This is a genomic window from Comamonas faecalis (genome assembly GCF_039538025.1).
Taxonomy (GTDB): Bacteria; Pseudomonadota; Gammaproteobacteria; order Burkholderiales; family Burkholderiaceae_C; genus Comamonas_C; species Comamonas_C faecalis.
The window spans coordinates 1-15,497 of record NZ_BAABBP010000016.1; the positions used below are offsets into that span (position 1 = coordinate 1).

Consider the following 15,497-nt stretch of genomic DNA (forward strand, 5'->3'; position numbering starts at 1 on the left):
ACCATTCCTGCCTTCGGGGTAGTACGGGGCGATCAGCTGTACCAAGTCTTGCCAGGGCACGACCTGCTCCATCTGTTCGAGGAAGACTTGCTTGCGCGTCTTGCGCGTGCTCAGGTTCAGGGCGAGGTTGGTTTGCTTCATGGATGAGGAGAATGCCAGCGGTGGCTGACACCTACCAGACAGACGGGGAGGTTTTGCAGGATTTCCCTAAGAATTCCGGATGACAAAATTCAAGCAGCACACCGCCCCAGCGGCCATCACCCCCTCAACCCCAGCGCAGCGCGCAGCCGGCGCAGGGTGCCGGCCTGCTCGGGGTTGCTGCTGGCGGCGCGAAACGCCTGGCGGACAAAGACAAACACCAGCAGCAGCATTCCTGCGGCCAGCGCGGCGATGATCGCGATCAACGCTTTCTTGGGTTTGGCGGGCATGTCGGGCAGCGTGGGCTGCTGCACCAGATTGGCCTCCGTCAGGCCTTCCAGCTGGGTTTGCAGGTCTGCGATTGAGCGCACGCGCTGGGCGTTGGCGCTTGTCACGTCGGCGTACAGACGGGCCGTGCCCTCTGAAATCTGGCCCGCTTCCAGCCGCTTGGCCGTCGCTTGCTCCAGCTCCGTCCCGGTTTCCAGGGCCTCTTGCAAGGCCTTGATCTGGGCCTCGATGCGGTGCGCATCGGCAGGCAAGGGCAGCGTCAACGGATAGACGTGCTGCCACACGGCCTGGTTGAGCTTCTGCGCCTGCTCTGGCGTGGAGGCGCGCGTGGTCAGCGTCACCAGGTTGTCCTGGCGGCCAACGGCGGGCGACACCCTGGTTTGCATGGTCTTGAGACGCTGCGAATGCGTGGCCTCGGGCGTCACCTTCAGCTCCTGAGCCACGGCGGCCAGCACGTCGGCCGATCGCGCCAGGCTGGCCACCAGCTGCGGGCTGGTCTTGCCGGTCTGCAGAACCGACACGCTCTCATACGTCGGCTCCAGCAGATAGGCCACGCCCAGCGCCAGCGCGCCGGCGACCAGCGGGCCAAGGATCAGCAGCTTGAGGTTTTCTGCGATGACGACGAGCAACTCCAGCAGGTCGATCTCGTCATCGTCGCGCGGCAGCGGTATGGGTTGGGTTTCGGCGAATTGGTTCATCGTGGATAAGAGCGTGTTTACGATTTTTTCATAGTGCCCGTTGCCCCGCAAAGGCGGTGGCTGCTATGGCGCAAAGCGCAGCCGGGCTGGTGGCCCGGCGAGTATTTGCTTGCGCCGCAGACGCTGCTTTTGCGGGGCAACCCTTCGGGCAATGCAGCAAAAAGCCGCACTCAGCGTTGCGCACCTTGTCCAGGCCACCAGCATGGCCTGCGGCGCGCGCCTCGATTGCGACTTTTTGCTGCATTGCGGGCATCATGGAAAGATCGTAAACACGCTCTAAGAGAAATGGGGTTCACAGAATTTCCGCCAGCATGCGCTCCACGCCCTGCTGCCACGGCGGCAGCGTCAGGCCGAAGGCGGCCTGCAGCTTGCTGCAATCGAGGCGCGAGTTGTGCGGGCGGCGGGCGGCGGTGGCAAAGGCGCTGCTGGGCACGGGGGCGACGTCGGCGGCCTTGATCGGCAGGTCGGGGCGCAGGCACCGGGCCTGGTCGATCACGTGGCTTGCGTAGGCGTGCCAGGTGGTGGCGCCGGCGGCGGCGCAGTGGTACAGGCCCGCGGCCTCGGGATGGTGGCGCAGGTGGCGGATGGCGTGGGCGGTCACGTCGGCCAGCAGCTCGGCGCCGGTGGGCGCGCCCCACTGGTCATCGATTACGGTGAGGCGTTCGCGCTCGCTGCCTAAGCGCAGCATGGTCTTGGCAAAGTTGCCGCCGCGCGCGGCGTAGACCCAGCTGGTGCGCAGGATGAGGTGGCGGCAGCCGGACTGCTGGATGGCCTGCTCGCCCTCCAGCTTGGTGGCGCCGTAGACGGACAGCGGCGCGGGCGTGTCTTCTTCGCGCCAGGGGCGCTCGCCGCTGCCGTCAAAGACGTAGTCGGTGCTGTAGTGCACCAGCAGCGCGCCAAGGCGGGCGGCTTCGTGCGCGATGGCGGCGGGAGTGATGGCGTTGACCAGGCGGGCGGCGTCCTGCTCGCTTTCGGCCTGGTCGACGGCCGTCCAGGCGGCAGCGTTGACGATCACGTCGGGCCGCTGCGCACGCACCAGCGCGGCGACCTGCCCGGGCTGGGCCAAGTCGGCCTCGGCATGGCCGAGCGCGGTGACAGCACCCAGCGGCACCAGGCTGCGCTGCAGTTCCCAGCCGAGCTGGCCGTTTTTGCCTAGGAGGAGGATGTTCATCGGTAGCTGGCTTTACTCCTTCCCCCGCTGGGGCTGAGGGCCGCGGCTCCAGTTCCGCCAGTGCGGAGCTGGACGGCCCGAAGAGCGGCGGCGTCTCGCCGCCAGCACCGAGGCAGGGATGGGGGCGGCCGGCACCGCAGCAAACACATGATTCGTCCAGCGTCGCTGGCCCCCACCCCAACCCTCCCCCAGAGGGGGAGGGAGGAAAACCAGGGGGAGGGAGAAGGCGCCCCGCTCAGTCCGCATACTGCTTGGCCACCCATTCGCGGTAGGCGCCGCTTTGCACGTTGGTCACCCATTCGGGATTGTCCAAATACCACTGCACGGTCTTGCGGATGCCGGTCTCGAAGGTCTCGGCCGGTTTCCAACCCAGTTCGCGCTCGATCTTGCGCGCGTCGATGGCGTAGCGGCGGTCGTGGCCGGGGCGGTCGGTGACGTAGGTGATTTGCCCGGCGTAGCTGGCGCCGTCGGCACGCGGGCGCAGTTCGTCGAGCAGCGCGCAGACGGTCTTGACGATGTCAATGTTGGGCTTTTCGTTCCAGCCGCCGACGTTGTAGACCTGTCCGGGCTCGCCCGCCTGCAGCACGCGGCGGATGGCGCTGCAGTGGTCTGCCACGTACAGCCAGTCGCGCACCTGCATGCCGTCGCCATAGACGGGCAGCGGTTTTCCGGCCAGTGCGTTGACGATGACCAGCGGGATGAGCTTCTCGGGAAAGTGCAGCGGCCCGTAGTTGTTGCTGCAGTTGGTGGTCAGCACCGGCAGGCCGTAGGTGTGGTGCCAGGCGCGCACCAGGTGGTCGCTGGCGGCCTTGCTGGCGCTGTAGGGGCTGTTGGGCTCGGTGCGGTGCTCTTCGGTGAAGGCCGGATCCTCGGGCGCCAGCGTGCCGTAGACCTCGTCGGTGCTGACGTGCAGGAAGCGAAAGGCCGCCTTGCCGCCTGCCGGCAGCGCGCTCCAGTAGTGGCGCACCGCCTCCAGCAGCCTGAAGGTGCCGACGACGTTGGTCTGGATGAAGTCCTCGGGGCCGTGGATGGAGCGGTCCACATGGCTTTCGGCCGCGAAGTTGACGATGGCGCGCGGCTGGTACTCGGCCAGCAGGCGGTCGAGCAGCGCGCGGTCGCCGATGTCGCCCTGCACGAAGACGTGGCGCGCGTCGCCCTGCAGGCTGTCCAGGTTGTGCAGGTTGCCGGCGTAGGTGAGCTTGTCGAGGTTGAGAACCGGCTCGTCGCCGTGTTCCAGCCAGTCAAGAACGAAGTTGGCGCCGATGAAGCCGGCGCCACCGGTAACTAGGATCATGTCGTGGGAGCAGCAGAGCGGAAAAGCATGGAATTATCCCATGCAGGCATTTCCATGCCCCCTGCAGCCGTGTCAACAAGCAACAACCGGCCGGCTGCCGCAGGGCGCACGCTTACGCTGCAAAGCGCCGCGCGGCAATCTCCAGCAGGCCTTCGAAGATCAGGTTCTCCACCAGCTCGAACGGGCGCGCCATGCTGGGCATCATCTTCCAGCCGGCACCGCCGGTCATGATGCACACCGGCTCCTGGCCGCAGTGCATCTTCAGGTGTTGCACCATGCGCTCGACCGCGCCGGCAATCGCATAGGTGCCGCCACTGGTCAGCGCGTCGCTGGTGTTGGTCGGGAAGGGGCAGACCTCGCCCGTGGGCACGTGCAGGCCGGCGGTGCCCGACTCCAGCGCGCGCAGCATGATGCCGTGGCCCGGCAGGATCAGGCCGCCCAGAAAGCGTCCCTCGGTGTCGATGGCCTCCACCGTCACGGCCGTGCCCACCATCACCAGCACCAGCGGGCGCGCCGGCCCCTGGGCCAGCATGTGGTGGCGCGCACCGATCATCGCCACCCAGCGGTCGGCGCCCAGGCGCATCGGGTGATCGTAGCCGTTGACCACGCCCGCTTCCTCGCTGCTGGGGACGACCCAGCTGGCGGGCACGTCCCACAGCTCCATCTGCTCGGCCACGCGGTGCTTGACCGCATCGCCCGCCACCACGCAGCCCAGCATGGCCGTGGGCGCGGGCAGATCCGCCCAGGCGCCTTCTGCCAGGCGGTCGATGTGCTCCAGGAACTCCACCCCCTGCTCCAGCAGCCGGGCACCGGGGCGCGGTGCGTCGAACAGAGCCCATTTCAGGCGGGTGTTGCCGACGTCGATGGCCAGAAAACTCATGGCGCCGCATTATGACTGCGGTTGCGCCTGCTGGGCCATGGCTTTGACGCGCAGGCGACGAAATGTCAATCTTCGTGATTACCCCGCATGCGCGCCGCCACGCCGTTACATTGTCAGGTGCATTGTTTCTTCCACCACACGACAGGAGCCAACACCATGGGTTTGTTCAGTTTCATCAAGGAAGCCGGTGAAAAGCTGTTTGGCGGCGCCCCCGCGCAGGCCGCCGAGGCCGCCGCGCCCAGCCAGGCCGACCTCAACGCCAAGGCCGGCAGCGCCATTGCCAACTACATCAACGCACAGAACCTGGGCGTGAGCGAGGTCAACGTCGCCTTCGAAGGCCCCGAGGGCAAGGTCACCGTCACCGGCGTCGCGCCCACGCAGGCGGCCAAGGAGAAGGTGACGCTGTGCTGCGGCAACGTGGCCAGCGTGACCAGCGTGGACAACCAGATGAGCGTCACCAACCCCGAGCCCGAGGCGCAGTACCACGACGTGGTGCGCGGCGACACGCTCAGCGCCATTGCCAAGAAGTTCTACGGCGACGCCAACAAGTACCCGGTGATCTTCGAAGCCAACAAGCCCATGCTGACGCACCCGGACAAGATCTATCCGGGGCAGAAGCTGCGCATCCCGCCGCTGGCCAAATAAAAGCGTCGCTGCGACCGGCACGCCGCGCCCCTGGCTGACGTTTCATCGGCCAGGGGCTGGCCTCCTATGGCGGCGCAACAATCACTCAGACTCAGCCCTGCTCCCACGGCAGGCCGCGCCAGCGCCAGCCGCCCAGCTTGCCGCGCTGGCGGCTGCCGTCCAGGCTGCCTTCGAAGCCTTCAAGGATGTTGTAGGCCTGCAGGCCCAGCGCGGCGGCGCGGCGCGCGGCGGCGATGGAGCGCACTCCGCTGCGGCACAGCAGCACGACCTTGGTGCCTGCGGGTACGGCGGCTTGCAGTTGCGCGTCGAAGTCGGGGTTGACCTCCATCGCCGGCCACTGTTTCCAGGCAATCGGCAGCGCGCCGGGGACGCTGCCGACCCAGGCGCGCTCAGCGTCGGTGCGCACGTCGACCAGCACGGCCTGTCCGGCCTGCACCCATTGCCAGGCCAGCTCGGGCGGCACGTCGCCGGCATAACCGTCTGCTGGAGGGATGTTGGGAATATTGGCAATCATTGCTGTGTCTCCCTGGGGTGAGCCCCAGTGCAATCCATTGTGTGACTCTGAGCGTCGCGCATGTAAGTGTTCGCTTATTCCGTTTCTATATCGATCGAGTACGCGAAGGTGAAGCGCAGACAGTGCTGTAGCACGACAAGCGAAGCCGACAAAGTAATCGGTTGATATGGAAATGGAATTACACATCGCCCCACAACGGCGCCGGCTGGGCGCGCAGCTGGCGCCGCAGCTGCTGGTGATCGGGCAGCACGCTGGCAACGACGGCCCAGAAGCGCGGGCTGTGATCCATGTGGCGCAGGTGCGCCAGCTCGTGCACCACGACGTAGTCGATGATGGCCTGCGGGTAGTGCAGCAGGCGGGTGTTCAGGCGGATGGTGCCGTCCGCGCTGGCGCTGCCCCAGCGGGTGCGCGCCTGGGTCAGCAGCAGGCGCTGGCAGTGCACGCCGAGTTGCGGCGCGTAGTGCGCGATGCGCTCGCCGTAGTGCGCCAGCGCCTGGCGCCGCCACCAGGCGTGGACTGCCGCGCGCAGCTGCGCGGGTTCGGCCTGCGGCGGCAGGCGCAGCAGCAACGTGGGGGCTGCCTCGTCATCGACCAGCCTGGCGGTGCCCGGATGCAGGCCGGCGTCCAGGCGCAATGTCAGCAGAGCGCCCAGATAGGGCAGCTGCGCGCCGTCTTGCCAGGCAATGCGGCCGACCTGTTGCTGCTGCGCGCGCTCGCGTTGCTCAGCCAGCTTGCGCACGATCCAGCCGGCTTTGTCGTTCAGCACCTGCGCCACCTGCGCCTGCGTGGCCCAGGCGGGTGCGCGCACCGCAAGCCCCTCGGGGCCGACGCTCAGGCCGATGCTGCGCCGGCGCGCGCGCTCGAACACATAGGCCACGCGCGTGTCGCCCAGCTGCAGCTCACGGTTGGCGCGTGGGTGCAGGAACGCGGCGACGGCGCCATTCATGGCTGCGGCGCGTCCGGCGCCGCGTGCGCGTAGGCGTCGGGATCCAGGCGGTGCATTTCGGCCTCGATCCACTGCTGCACCTCGCGCATCAGCTCATCGGGCTTGCGCCCGGTGGTGGCAATGGGCTGGCCGATCGACACGTCGACGATGCCGGCGCGCTTGATGAAGGCCTTGGGCGGCCACACGCGCGCCGAGGTCACCGCCACCGGGATCACCGGCACGCCCGCCTTGATGGCCAGCTGCGCGCCGCCGGCCATGTATTTGCCCTGCTGGCCGCGCGCCACGCGCGTGCCCTCCGGGAAGATGATGACCCAGTGCCCGCGCGCCAGCAGCTGCTGGCCCATTTGCAGCATCTTGACGAAGGCGCGCGCCGGGTGGCCGCGGTCGATGTGGACCATGTCCAGGCTGGCCAGCGACCAGCCGAAGAACGGAATGCTCAGCAGCTCCTTCTTGAACACATAGGCCAGTGGCCGATGCAGGAGCGCGGGCATGAGCAGCGTCTCATAGGCCGACTGGTGCTTGGCCAGCAGCACCGCTCCCTGCGCAGGGTCGCCCTGCAAATGCTCCAGGCCGGTGATGCGCGTGCGGATGCCGACGATCCAGCGCGCCGAATCGACCGACAGCTTGAGCCAGGCACGGGCGACGCGGTAGCGCAGCCGAACCGGGGCGCCAAAGACGCGCAACAGCAAAATGGCCAGGGTGTAGGGGATGACGGTGACGACCAGCACCACCAGGTGCAGCAGCGAGCGAATCAGGGCCATGGATGTGGTGGAGCGTGGAGCAGCGGCAAAGCGGCCGGGTGAGTCAGAAAAAGAAAGTCAGGGCGCCGTGACCGCGTCGACCAGCGCCTGCAGGCTGGCGTGGGCGCGCGTGCCGGCAGGCCAGGCGGGCGGCAGTGGCGCGCCGGGGTCGACCTCGGCGCTGGCGCCGGAGCACACCATGTGCAGCGCGGCGCCCAGGCCGGCGGCGGCCTGCAGCGGCGCGGGCGCGCTGGCGGCAACCAGCATTTGCGCGCCCTCCAGCCCATAGCGCTCGCGGATTTGCTGCATCAGCCCGGGCTGGGGCATGCGGCAGGCGCAGGCCTCGTCGTCGGCGTGCGGGCAGTAGAAGAAGGCGTCGATGCGCCCGCCGACGGCGGCCAGCTGGCGCTGCAGCTTGGCGTGAATGGCCGCCAGCGTCTGCGCGTCCAGCAGCCCGCGGCCCAGGCCCGGCTGGTTGGTGACGACGGCCACGCGCCAGCCCGCCTGGTTCAGCCGGGCAATGGCTTCGAGCGCGCCGGGCAGCGCCACCCAGTCTTCGGGCGTGGTGATGACGCCGTCGCCCAGCGCGTTGAGCGTGCCGTCGCGGTCGAGAATGGCCAGTTGCATGGCGCGCATTATCCGCGCGGCGCAGCCGGTGCCGGGGCCGCATCAACCTGCCAGCCGGTGACGAAGCGCCCCTGCCAGCGCCCGCGCGCCCAGGCCAGGCGCAGCGGCTGACCCACCTGCAGACCGGCGGCGGCCGGCGCGTCGACCAGCACCTGCTGCGGCGCGGCCAGCCCGTCGACCCGCAGCACCAGCAGCGTGCCGCCGGTCGAGCGCAGCGACGGCGGCTGGAAATGCGTGCCCAGCACCTGCGCCGCCACCGGCGGCTGCGGCTGCAGGCGGGCCTGGTTCAGATGGCGCTGCAGCTGCGCGCCGCAGGCGGCCAGGCACAGCAGCAGCCAGGCGGCAGCGGCGCAGCGCAGCACCGCGCGGCGTGCTCCGCTGCGCCACGCCAGGCGCGCCAGCAGCAGCACGGCGGCCAGCACCAGCAGCACGGCGGCCGTCGGCGCCAGCCACGCCCAGGGGTCTTGCGCGCCGGCAAACACGCGCAGCGGCCATGCGGGCGGCGCGCTGGCGCGGTCGTCCAGCCAGGTCAGCACCCAGCGCAGGCCGACGACGGCCGCCAGGGGCGCGAACAGCAACCAGGCGGTGCGCCGGCTGCGGGCCTCGCCTGCCGCGCCCAGGGCGCTGGCGCCGGCCATCAGGCGGCCAGGCGCGAGAGGTCGGCGACGCGGTTCATTGCATCGTGCAGGCTCTTGAGCAGGCCCAGGCGGTTCAGGCGCAGCGCCAGCTCCTCGGCATTGACCATGACGTCGTCGAAGAACGCATCGACCGGCGCGCGCAGCGCGGCCAGCGTCTGCAGGCTGGTGGTGTAGTCGCCGCTGGCGAACTGCAGGTCGGCGTCGGGCACGATGGTCTGCATCTGCGCGTACAGATCCTGCTCGGCCTGCTCGCGCAGCAGCTCGGTGTTGACGTGCGGATCGACGCCGTTGCCGGCTTTTTTCAGGATGTTGGTGATGCGCTTGTTGGCCGCGGCCAGCGCCGGCGCCTCGGGCAGCTGGGCAAAGGCGCGCACCGCCGCCAGCTGCTGCGCCACCAGCGACAGGCGCGCCGGGCGCAGCGCCAGCACCGCGTCGACCTCCTGCGCGGCAAAGCCCTGCTCACGCAGGCTGCCGGCCAGGCGTTCATAGATGAAGTCGGCCAACGCCGCCGTCGGATCGGCAATCTTGTCGCCAAAGGCCGGCACCGCGGCGGCCAACAGCGCGGGCAGCTCCAGCGGCAGGTCTTTCTCGACCAGCATGCGGATCACGCCCAGCGCGTGGCGGCGCAGCGCGAACGGGTCGCGCTCGCCGGTAGGCAGGTTGCCGATGCCGAACATGCCGACCAGGGTCTCCAGCTTGTCGGCCAGCGCCACCACCAGGCCCACGTTGTGGCGCGGCAGGCTGTCGCCGGCAAAGCGCGGCTTGTAGTGGTCCTCGATGGCCATCGCGACGTCGTCGGGCAGGCCGTCGTTGACCGCGTAGTACGCACCCATCACGCCCTGCAGTTCGGGAAATTCGCCGACCATGTCGGTCACCAGGTCGGTCTTGGCCAGCAGCGCGGCGTTGTCCACGCAGGTCATCAAATAGTCCTGCACCACCTCGGCGTCCTGCGTGCCGTCGATGCGGTGGCGCACGCTGAGCGCAGCAAACAGCTGGCCGGCAATGCCCTTGGCAATCGCGCGCACGCGCTCGACGCGCTCTCCCTGGGTGCCGAGCTGGTTGTGGTAGACCACCTTGGCCAGCTGCGGCACGCGCGAGACCAGCGTCTTCTTGCGATCCTGGTCGAAGAAGAACTTGGCGTCGGCCAGGCGCGGGCGCACGACGCGCTCGTTGCCCTCGATGACGGCGCGGGCGTCCGCCGGCGCGATGTTGCTGACGATCAGGAACTGGTGCGTGAGCTTGCCCTCGGCGCCCAGCAGCGGGAAGTACTTCTGGTTGGCCTTCATCGTCAGGATCAGGCATTCCTGCGGCACGGCGAGGAATTCCTGCTCGAACTGACAGGTGAGCACCTTGGGCCGCTCGACCAGCGCGGTGACTTCATCGAGCAGCGCCGCGTCGTCGATGGCACGCACGCCACCGCCCACCGCGTCGGCCGCGGCCTGCAGCTGGAGCGCAATCTCGGCGCGGCGCTCGTCGAAGCTTGCGATGACCGCGCCCTCGTCCTTGAGCTGCGCGGCGTAGCTGTCGGCATCCCGCAGCACGATGGGGTCTTGCACCGCCTCGAAGCGGTGGCCGTGCGTGCTGCGGCCGGCCGTCAGGCCCAGCGCGCCGACCGGCACGACGTGGGCGCCGTGCAGCGCCACCAGGCCGTGCGCCGGGCGCACGAAGTGCACGCTGGACCAGCCGTCTTCGAGCTGGTAGCGCATGACCTTGGGGATGGGCAGCTTGGCAATGGCCTCGTCCAGCGCCTTCTGCAGCCCGGCGGCCAGCGTGGCGCCGCGCGCGGTGCTCTCGTAGTACAGCAGCTCGGCCTTGCCATCGTGCACGCGCGCAAGGCTCTCCATCGCCGCGGCGCCGGCGCCCAGCGCGGCCAGCTTCTTGAGCAGCGCGGGCGTGGGCTGGCCGTCGGCGGTCAGGCCGACGCTGACCGGCATCAGCTTTTGCGACACCGCCTTGTCCGGCGCCTGCGCCAGCACGCCGGCCACATGCGTGGCCAGGCGGCGCGGCGACGCGTAGGCGATCAAAGGCGCATCGGCCGCGGCCAGGCCCTGGGCGGCAAGCTGCTCGCGCAGCACGCCGGCAAAGGCGTCACCGAGCTTTTGCAGCGCCTTGGGCGGCAGTTCTTCGACGAAGAGTTCAACGAGCAGGTTGGCGATGATCATATCGGTCTCGATCGCAGGTGGCGCTGAAAATGCCAGCTGCCTGTGCATGGGATTTGCTCCTTCCCCCTCTGGGGGAAGGCAGGGATGGGGGCTGGCATGCCGGGGGCGCCTGGCGGGCCCCCGCCCCAGTCCTCCCCCAATGGGGGAGGGAGCCCCCGGGCGGGCGCCGTCATGGTCACGCCGCCTTCTTGCCTTGCTGCTGCGCGGCCTTGGCCAGTTCGGCCAGCACTTCCTCGGCATGGGCCTTGGGCGCCATCGGAAAGCCCAGGCGGGCGCGGCTGTCCAGGTAGCTCTTGGCGACGGCGCGCGCCAGGTTGCGGATGCGGCCGATGTAGGCGGCGCGTTCGGTCACGCTGATCGCGCCGCGCGCGTCCAGCAGGTTGAAGGTGTGCGCGGCCTTGAGTACCTGCTCATACGCCGGCAGCGCCAGCTGCTCGGCCACCAGGTGCTGGGCTTGGCTTTCGTGCGCGTCGAACGCCGTGAACAGAAAGGCCGCGTCGCTGTGCTCGAAGTTGTAGGTCGACTGCTCGACCTCGTTCTGGTGGTAGACATCGCCATAGGTCAGGCGCTGGCCGTCCGCGCCCTCGGTCCACACCAGGTCGTAGACGTTGTCCACGCCCTGCAAATACATGGCCAGGCGCTCCAGGCCGTAGGTGATCTCGCCGGTGGCGGGCTTGCAATCAATGCCGCCAACCTGCTGGAAGTAGGTGAACTGGGTGACTTCCATGCCGTTCAACCACACCTCCCAGCCCAGGCCCCAGGCGCCCAGCGTCGGGTTCTCCCAGTCGTCCTCGACGAAGCGGATGTCGTTTTGCTTCAGGTCGAACCCCAGCGCCGTGAGGCTGCCCAGGTACAGGTCCAGGATGTTGGCCGGCGCGGGCTTCAGAACCACCTGGTACTGGTAGTAGTGCTGCAGGCGGTTGGGGTTGTCGCCGTAGCGCCCGTCCTTGGGCCGGCGGCTGGGCTGCACATAGGCGGCGCGCCAGGGCTCGGGGCCGATGGCGCGCAGAAACGTCGCCGTGTGGCTGGTGCCCGCGCCCACTTCCATGTCGTAGGGCTGCAGCAGCGCACAGCCCTGGCCGGCCCAGTAGGTCTGCAGTTGGAGAATGATTTGTTGGAAGGTCAGCATGGCGACAAGTGCAAAAGAGGAGCGCAACCAGCCGGGCGCAAACCGGGCATTTTAGGACGGCACGCAAAACGGGGGCCTCGGCCCCCGTTGGTGTGCATCAGGAGCGTCAGGCGCCCTGCCAGCGGCGCAGGACGAGCGACGCATTCGTGCCGCCAAAGCCGAAGCTGTTGGACAGCACCTGGGTCAGCTCGGCGTCGCGCGTGGTGGTGACCAGCGGCATGTCGCCGAGCAGCGGGTCGGGCGTCTGGACGTTGACCGAGCCGGCGATGAAGCCCTTGTTCAGCATGATCAGGCAGTAGATCGCCTCCTGCACGCCGGTGGCGCCCAGCGAGTGGCCGGTCAGCGACTTGGTGCTGGAGAACGGCGGCACGGCGCTGCCGAACACTTCGCGCATCGCGCGCACTTCCTGCATGTCGCCCACGGGCGTCGAGGTGCCGTGGGTGTTGACGTAGTCGATCGTGCCTTGCAGCCCGTCGATGGCCTGGCGCATGCAGGCGATCGCGCCGTCGCCCGAGGGCGCGACCATGTCCTCGCCGTCGCTGGTGGCGCCAAAGCCCACGACCTCGGCCAGGATGGTGGCGCCGCGTGCCTGGGCGTGCTCCAGGCTCTCCAGCACCACCGCGCCGCCGCCGCCGGCGATCACGAAGCCGTCGCGGTCGGCGTCGTAGGCGCGCGACGCCTGCTCGGGCGTCGCGTTGTACTTGCTGGACATCGCGCCCATGCCGTCGAACAGCAGCGACATGCCCCAGCTCAATTCCTCGCTGCCGCCGGCGAACATCACGTCCTGCTGGCCCCAGGCGATCTGCTGCGCCGCCGCGCCTATGCAGTGCGCCGACGTCGAACACGCCGAGGTGATCGAGTAGTTGATGCCCTTGACCTTGAAGTTGGTCGCCAGGCAGGCCGAGACGGTGGAGCTCATGCAGCGCGTGACCTGGTAGGGCCCGACGCGGCGTATGCCCTTGGCGCGCAGCGTGTCGGCCGCCTCGATCTGGTTGGCCGGCGAGCCGCCGCCCGAGCCCATGATCAGGCCGGTGCGCGGATGGCTGACCTGTTCGGGCGCCAGGCCCGCCTGGGCAATGGCGTCCTCCAGCGCGATCTGCGCGTAGGCCGCGGCGTCGCCCATGAAGCGCAGCTGCTTGCGGTCGATGCGCGCCTCGATGTCCACGTTGGGCACGCCCGCGACCTGGCTGCGCAGGCCCATCTCGGTCATCTCGGGCACGGCGCGGATGCCGCTGGTGCCCGCACGCAGCGACTGCTCGACGCTGGCCAGGTCGTTACCGATGCACGAGACGATGCCCGCGCCGGTGATGACGACGCGCCGTGCCTGGCCCTTGCTTCCCAAACCACTCATGCTGTTTCCCCAGCCTTGCCGCCCTCGCGCAGGAACAGACCTACGCGCAGGTCGTTGGCAACATAGATTTCCTTGCCGTCGGCGAGCAGGCGCGCGTCGCCAATGGCCATGTTGAGTTTGCGCTTGATGACGCGCTTGATGTCGATCTCGTAGGTGACGAGCTTCACATCCGGCCCCACCTCGCCGGTGAACTTGACCTCGCCCGCGCCCAGGGCGCGCCCGCGCCCGGGCAGGCGCAGCCAGGTCAGGTAGAAGCCGATCAGCTGCCACATGGCGTCCAGCCCCAGGCAGCCGGGCATGACCGGGTCGCCCTGGAAGTGGCAGTCGAAGAACCACAGGTCGGGCCTGACGTCCAGCTCGGCCACGATGCGGCCCAATCCATTCGCTCCCCCGTCACTGTCGATGTGGGTGATGCGGTCGAACATCAGCATCGGCGGCAGCGGCAGGCGCCCGCTGTCGGGCGTGAACAGCCGTCCCTCGCCGGAGGCGATCAATTGTTCGTAGGAAAAGGATTCAGCCATGAGAGATCAGTCGTGTCGTTGCGGCAAAGTGCCGTGGAACTTTCAAGGGCGCGGCGGGCACGCAAAACGCGCATTATCCCGTGTGTGGCCGCACAGGCCCAGGCATGGGGGTGTCAAAAGGTCAAAAACGGCGCAGAAATAACCGTACCACATCAACTGCGCGGCACCTGTCCCGCTGCATTGCGGCCCCGCCCCCGCCACCAGCAGCCGCCCAGCACCGCCAGGCCCAGCGCCCACAGCGGCGCCAGCCCCCAGCGCCCGGCCCACCAGGCGTAGGGCGTGGCGCTGCCCGCGCGCCCCTGCACGCTGGCGTGCAGCACGCCGCGGGTGAACGCGGGCAGGCGCGCCGTGACGCGGCCGCGGTGGTCGATCACCGCGGTGGCGCCGGTATTGGTCGCGCGCACCATCGGGCGCTCCAGCTCCAGCGTGCGCATGCGGCCGATCGCCAGGTGCTGGTCGACCGCCAGCGTGTCGCCAAACCAGCCGATGTTGCTCATGTTCACCAGGACGGTCGGCGCCTGGCGCGCGTCGGCAAAGCGCGCGGCCAGCTCCTCGCCGAACAAGTCTTCGTAGCAGATGTTGGGCGCCAGGCGCTCGCCGCGCCAATCCATGGCCGGCTGCACCAGAGGGCCGCGGCGAAAGTCGCCCAGCGGGATCTGCATCAGCTCTGTGAACCAGCGAAACAGCGGCGGCACGAACTCGCCAAACGGCACCAGGTGGTGCTTGTCGTAGCGGTAGGGCGCGGCCAGGCCCGGCGCCAGGCCCAGCGCCGAGTTGGTGTAGCCCGCCGCCGCGTCGCCCAGCGGCATGCCCAGCAGCAGCGCCTGCGGCGCGGCCGCGTCCTGGTAGTACTGGGCCACGGTGTCCAGCCAGCCTTCGGGCAGCTGCCGGGGCAGCAGCGGCACCGCGGTCTCGGGCGCGACGACCAGGTCGGCACGCACGCTGCGCAGCAGCTCGCCATACCACTGCAGCGACTGCGCCACGCCGCTGCCCGGCTGGAATTTCTCGTCCTGCGCGACATTGCCCTGCAGCAGCGCCAGCGTGAGCGCCGGGCGGGCCGCAGCGTCGCCCGCTGCCAGCGCCTGCTGGCGCTGCCAGGCGGCAGCGCCCCAGGCCAGCGCCAGCGCCAGCAGCAGTGCCCAGGCGCGCGCGCTGCGCAAATCCCGCGCGCGCAACTGCACCGCCAGCATGGCCAGCAGCGCCGCCACCGCGCCAATGCCGTAGACGCCGCCATAGCGCGCCAGATGCACCAGCGGCCCCTGCACGTGGGCATAGCCACCCGCGCCCCAGGGAAAGCCGGTCCACCACTGGCCCCGCGCCAGCTCGGCCAGCAGCCACAGCGCGGCAAACAGCAGTGCCGCGCCCAGGCGCTGGCCCGGCCGCCAGCGCCACCACAGCGCGGCAGCCACGGCGTAGTAGCTGCCCAGTGCCAATGCCAGCGCCAGCACGGCGGCACCGGCCAGCGGCGCGGCCAGGCCGCCGTAGCGGTGCATGGAGATGAACAGCCACCAGAAGCTGCCGACCAGCCACACCGTGGCAAACAGCCAGCCCAGCGCAAAGGCGCGGCGCGTGCCGCCAGCGCGCCGCAGCAGCGCGGCCAGCCCGGCCAGCGACAGGATTTGCAGCCACCACAGCGACTGGCCGCTGCCGGGCTGCGCCAGCGCCACCGCCTGGCCCAGGCCGGCCAGGGCCGCCAGCAAGAGCGCCCGTGGGCGCGGCCCGGCGGGCGCGCCGTGGTGCTGCACCGTGGTCATG

At 69.4% G+C, this 15,497-nt stretch carries 15 protein-coding genes and 1 pseudogene; 1 reads left to right on the forward strand and 15 read right to left on the reverse strand.

Annotated elements, in window-relative coordinates; translation table 11 throughout:
* The 5 genes and pseudogenes from ABD767_RS10110 to ABD767_RS10130 form a co-directional block, all read right to left on the reverse strand.
* Positions 1-141 (reverse strand): annotated as a pseudogene (locus ABD767_RS10110) (IS5 family transposase); the annotation flags it as partial.
* Positions 142-257: 116 nt separating this feature from the next.
* Positions 258-1,124 (reverse strand): Wzz/FepE/Etk N-terminal domain-containing protein, encoded by an 867-nt coding sequence (locus ABD767_RS10115; protein WP_103045373.1) that lies wholly within the window; start codon positions 1,122-1,124, stop codon positions 258-260.
* A 292-nt stretch (positions 1,125-1,416) separates the two neighbouring features.
* On the reverse strand, positions 1,417-2,295 hold the full coding sequence (gene rfbD, locus ABD767_RS10120) for a dTDP-4-dehydrorhamnose reductase (RefSeq protein WP_103046641.1): 879 nt from the start codon (positions 2,293-2,295) through the stop codon (positions 1,417-1,419).
* Between the two features lie 235 nt (positions 2,296-2,530).
* The gene (rfbB, locus tag ABD767_RS10125; RefSeq protein ID WP_103046640.1) at positions 2,531-3,589 is read right to left on the reverse strand and encodes a dTDP-glucose 4,6-dehydratase; all 1,059 of its coding nucleotides are present in this window, start codon (positions 3,587-3,589) and stop codon (positions 2,531-2,533) included.
* Between the two features lie 112 nt (positions 3,590-3,701).
* A complete protein-coding gene (locus ABD767_RS10130; protein ID WP_103046639.1) occupies positions 3,702-4,469 on the reverse strand; it encodes a type III pantothenate kinase in 768 nt (255 codons plus the stop codon).
* Positions 4,470-4,625: 156 nt separating this feature from the next.
* On the opposite strand from ABD767_RS10130, the gene lysM reads away from it, so the two are divergent.
* Positions 4,626-5,114 carry a peptidoglycan-binding protein LysM gene (gene lysM, locus ABD767_RS10135; RefSeq protein WP_103046638.1) on the forward strand — a complete coding sequence of 163 codons (489 nt, stop codon included), beginning with the start codon at positions 4,626-4,628 and terminating at the stop codon, positions 5,112-5,114.
* 91 nt (positions 5,115-5,205) lie between these two features.
* Here the strand turns inward: lysM and ABD767_RS10140 are convergent, their stop codons facing one another.
* From ABD767_RS10140 to lnt, 10 genes are all read right to left on the reverse strand, one after another.
* Positions 5,206-5,628 (reverse strand): rhodanese-like domain-containing protein, encoded by a 423-nt coding sequence (locus tag ABD767_RS10140; RefSeq protein WP_103046637.1) that lies wholly within the window; start codon positions 5,626-5,628, stop codon positions 5,206-5,208.
* Positions 5,629-5,806: 178 nt separating this feature from the next.
* Positions 5,807-6,574, reverse strand: coding sequence for a YgjP-like metallopeptidase domain-containing protein (locus ABD767_RS10145; protein ID WP_103046212.1), 768 nt, complete (start codon positions 6,572-6,574; stop codon positions 5,807-5,809).
* Positions 6,571-7,335, reverse strand: coding sequence for a 1-acyl-sn-glycerol-3-phosphate acyltransferase (locus ABD767_RS10150; RefSeq protein WP_103046211.1), 765 nt, complete (start codon positions 7,333-7,335; stop codon positions 6,571-6,573). Before ABD767_RS10150 ends, ABD767_RS10145 begins: the two co-directional genes overlap by 4 nt.
* 57 nt (positions 7,336-7,392) lie before the next feature.
* The gene (locus ABD767_RS10155; RefSeq protein WP_103046214.1) at positions 7,393-7,941 is read right to left on the reverse strand and encodes an HAD-IIIA family hydrolase; all 549 of its coding nucleotides are present in this window, start codon (positions 7,939-7,941) and stop codon (positions 7,393-7,395) included.
* An 8-nt stretch (positions 7,942-7,949) separates the two neighbouring features.
* Positions 7,950-8,579: a hypothetical protein gene (locus ABD767_RS10160; RefSeq protein WP_103046210.1), complete on the reverse strand. Its 630-nt coding sequence runs from the start codon at positions 8,577-8,579 to the stop codon at positions 7,950-7,952.
* Positions 8,579-10,741, reverse strand: coding sequence for a glycine--tRNA ligase subunit beta (gene glyS / locus ABD767_RS10165; RefSeq protein ID WP_344869593.1), 2,163 nt, complete (start codon positions 10,739-10,741; stop codon positions 8,579-8,581). The genes ABD767_RS10160 and glyS overlap by 1 nt, the downstream gene beginning before the upstream one ends.
* A gap of 175 nt (positions 10,742-10,916) precedes the next feature.
* Positions 10,917-11,870, reverse strand: coding sequence for a glycine--tRNA ligase subunit alpha (gene glyQ / locus ABD767_RS10170; RefSeq protein WP_103046208.1), 954 nt, complete (start codon positions 11,868-11,870; stop codon positions 10,917-10,919).
* 106 nt (positions 11,871-11,976) lie between these two features.
* Complete coding sequence (gene fabB, locus ABD767_RS10175) at positions 11,977-13,221, reverse strand: beta-ketoacyl-ACP synthase I (RefSeq protein ID WP_103046207.1); 1,245 nt, start codon at positions 13,219-13,221, stop codon at positions 11,977-11,979.
* On the reverse strand, positions 13,218-13,742 hold the full coding sequence (gene fabA, locus ABD767_RS10180; protein ID WP_103046206.1) for a bifunctional 3-hydroxydecanoyl-ACP dehydratase/trans-2-decenoyl-ACP isomerase: 525 nt from the start codon (positions 13,740-13,742) through the stop codon (positions 13,218-13,220). The genes fabB and fabA overlap by 4 nt, the downstream gene beginning before the upstream one ends.
* A gap of 152 nt (positions 13,743-13,894) precedes the next feature.
* Positions 13,895-15,496 (reverse strand): apolipoprotein N-acyltransferase, encoded by a 1,602-nt coding sequence (gene lnt, locus ABD767_RS10185; RefSeq protein WP_103046205.1) that lies wholly within the window; start codon positions 15,494-15,496, stop codon positions 13,895-13,897.
* Position 15,497 lies beyond the last annotated feature (1 nt).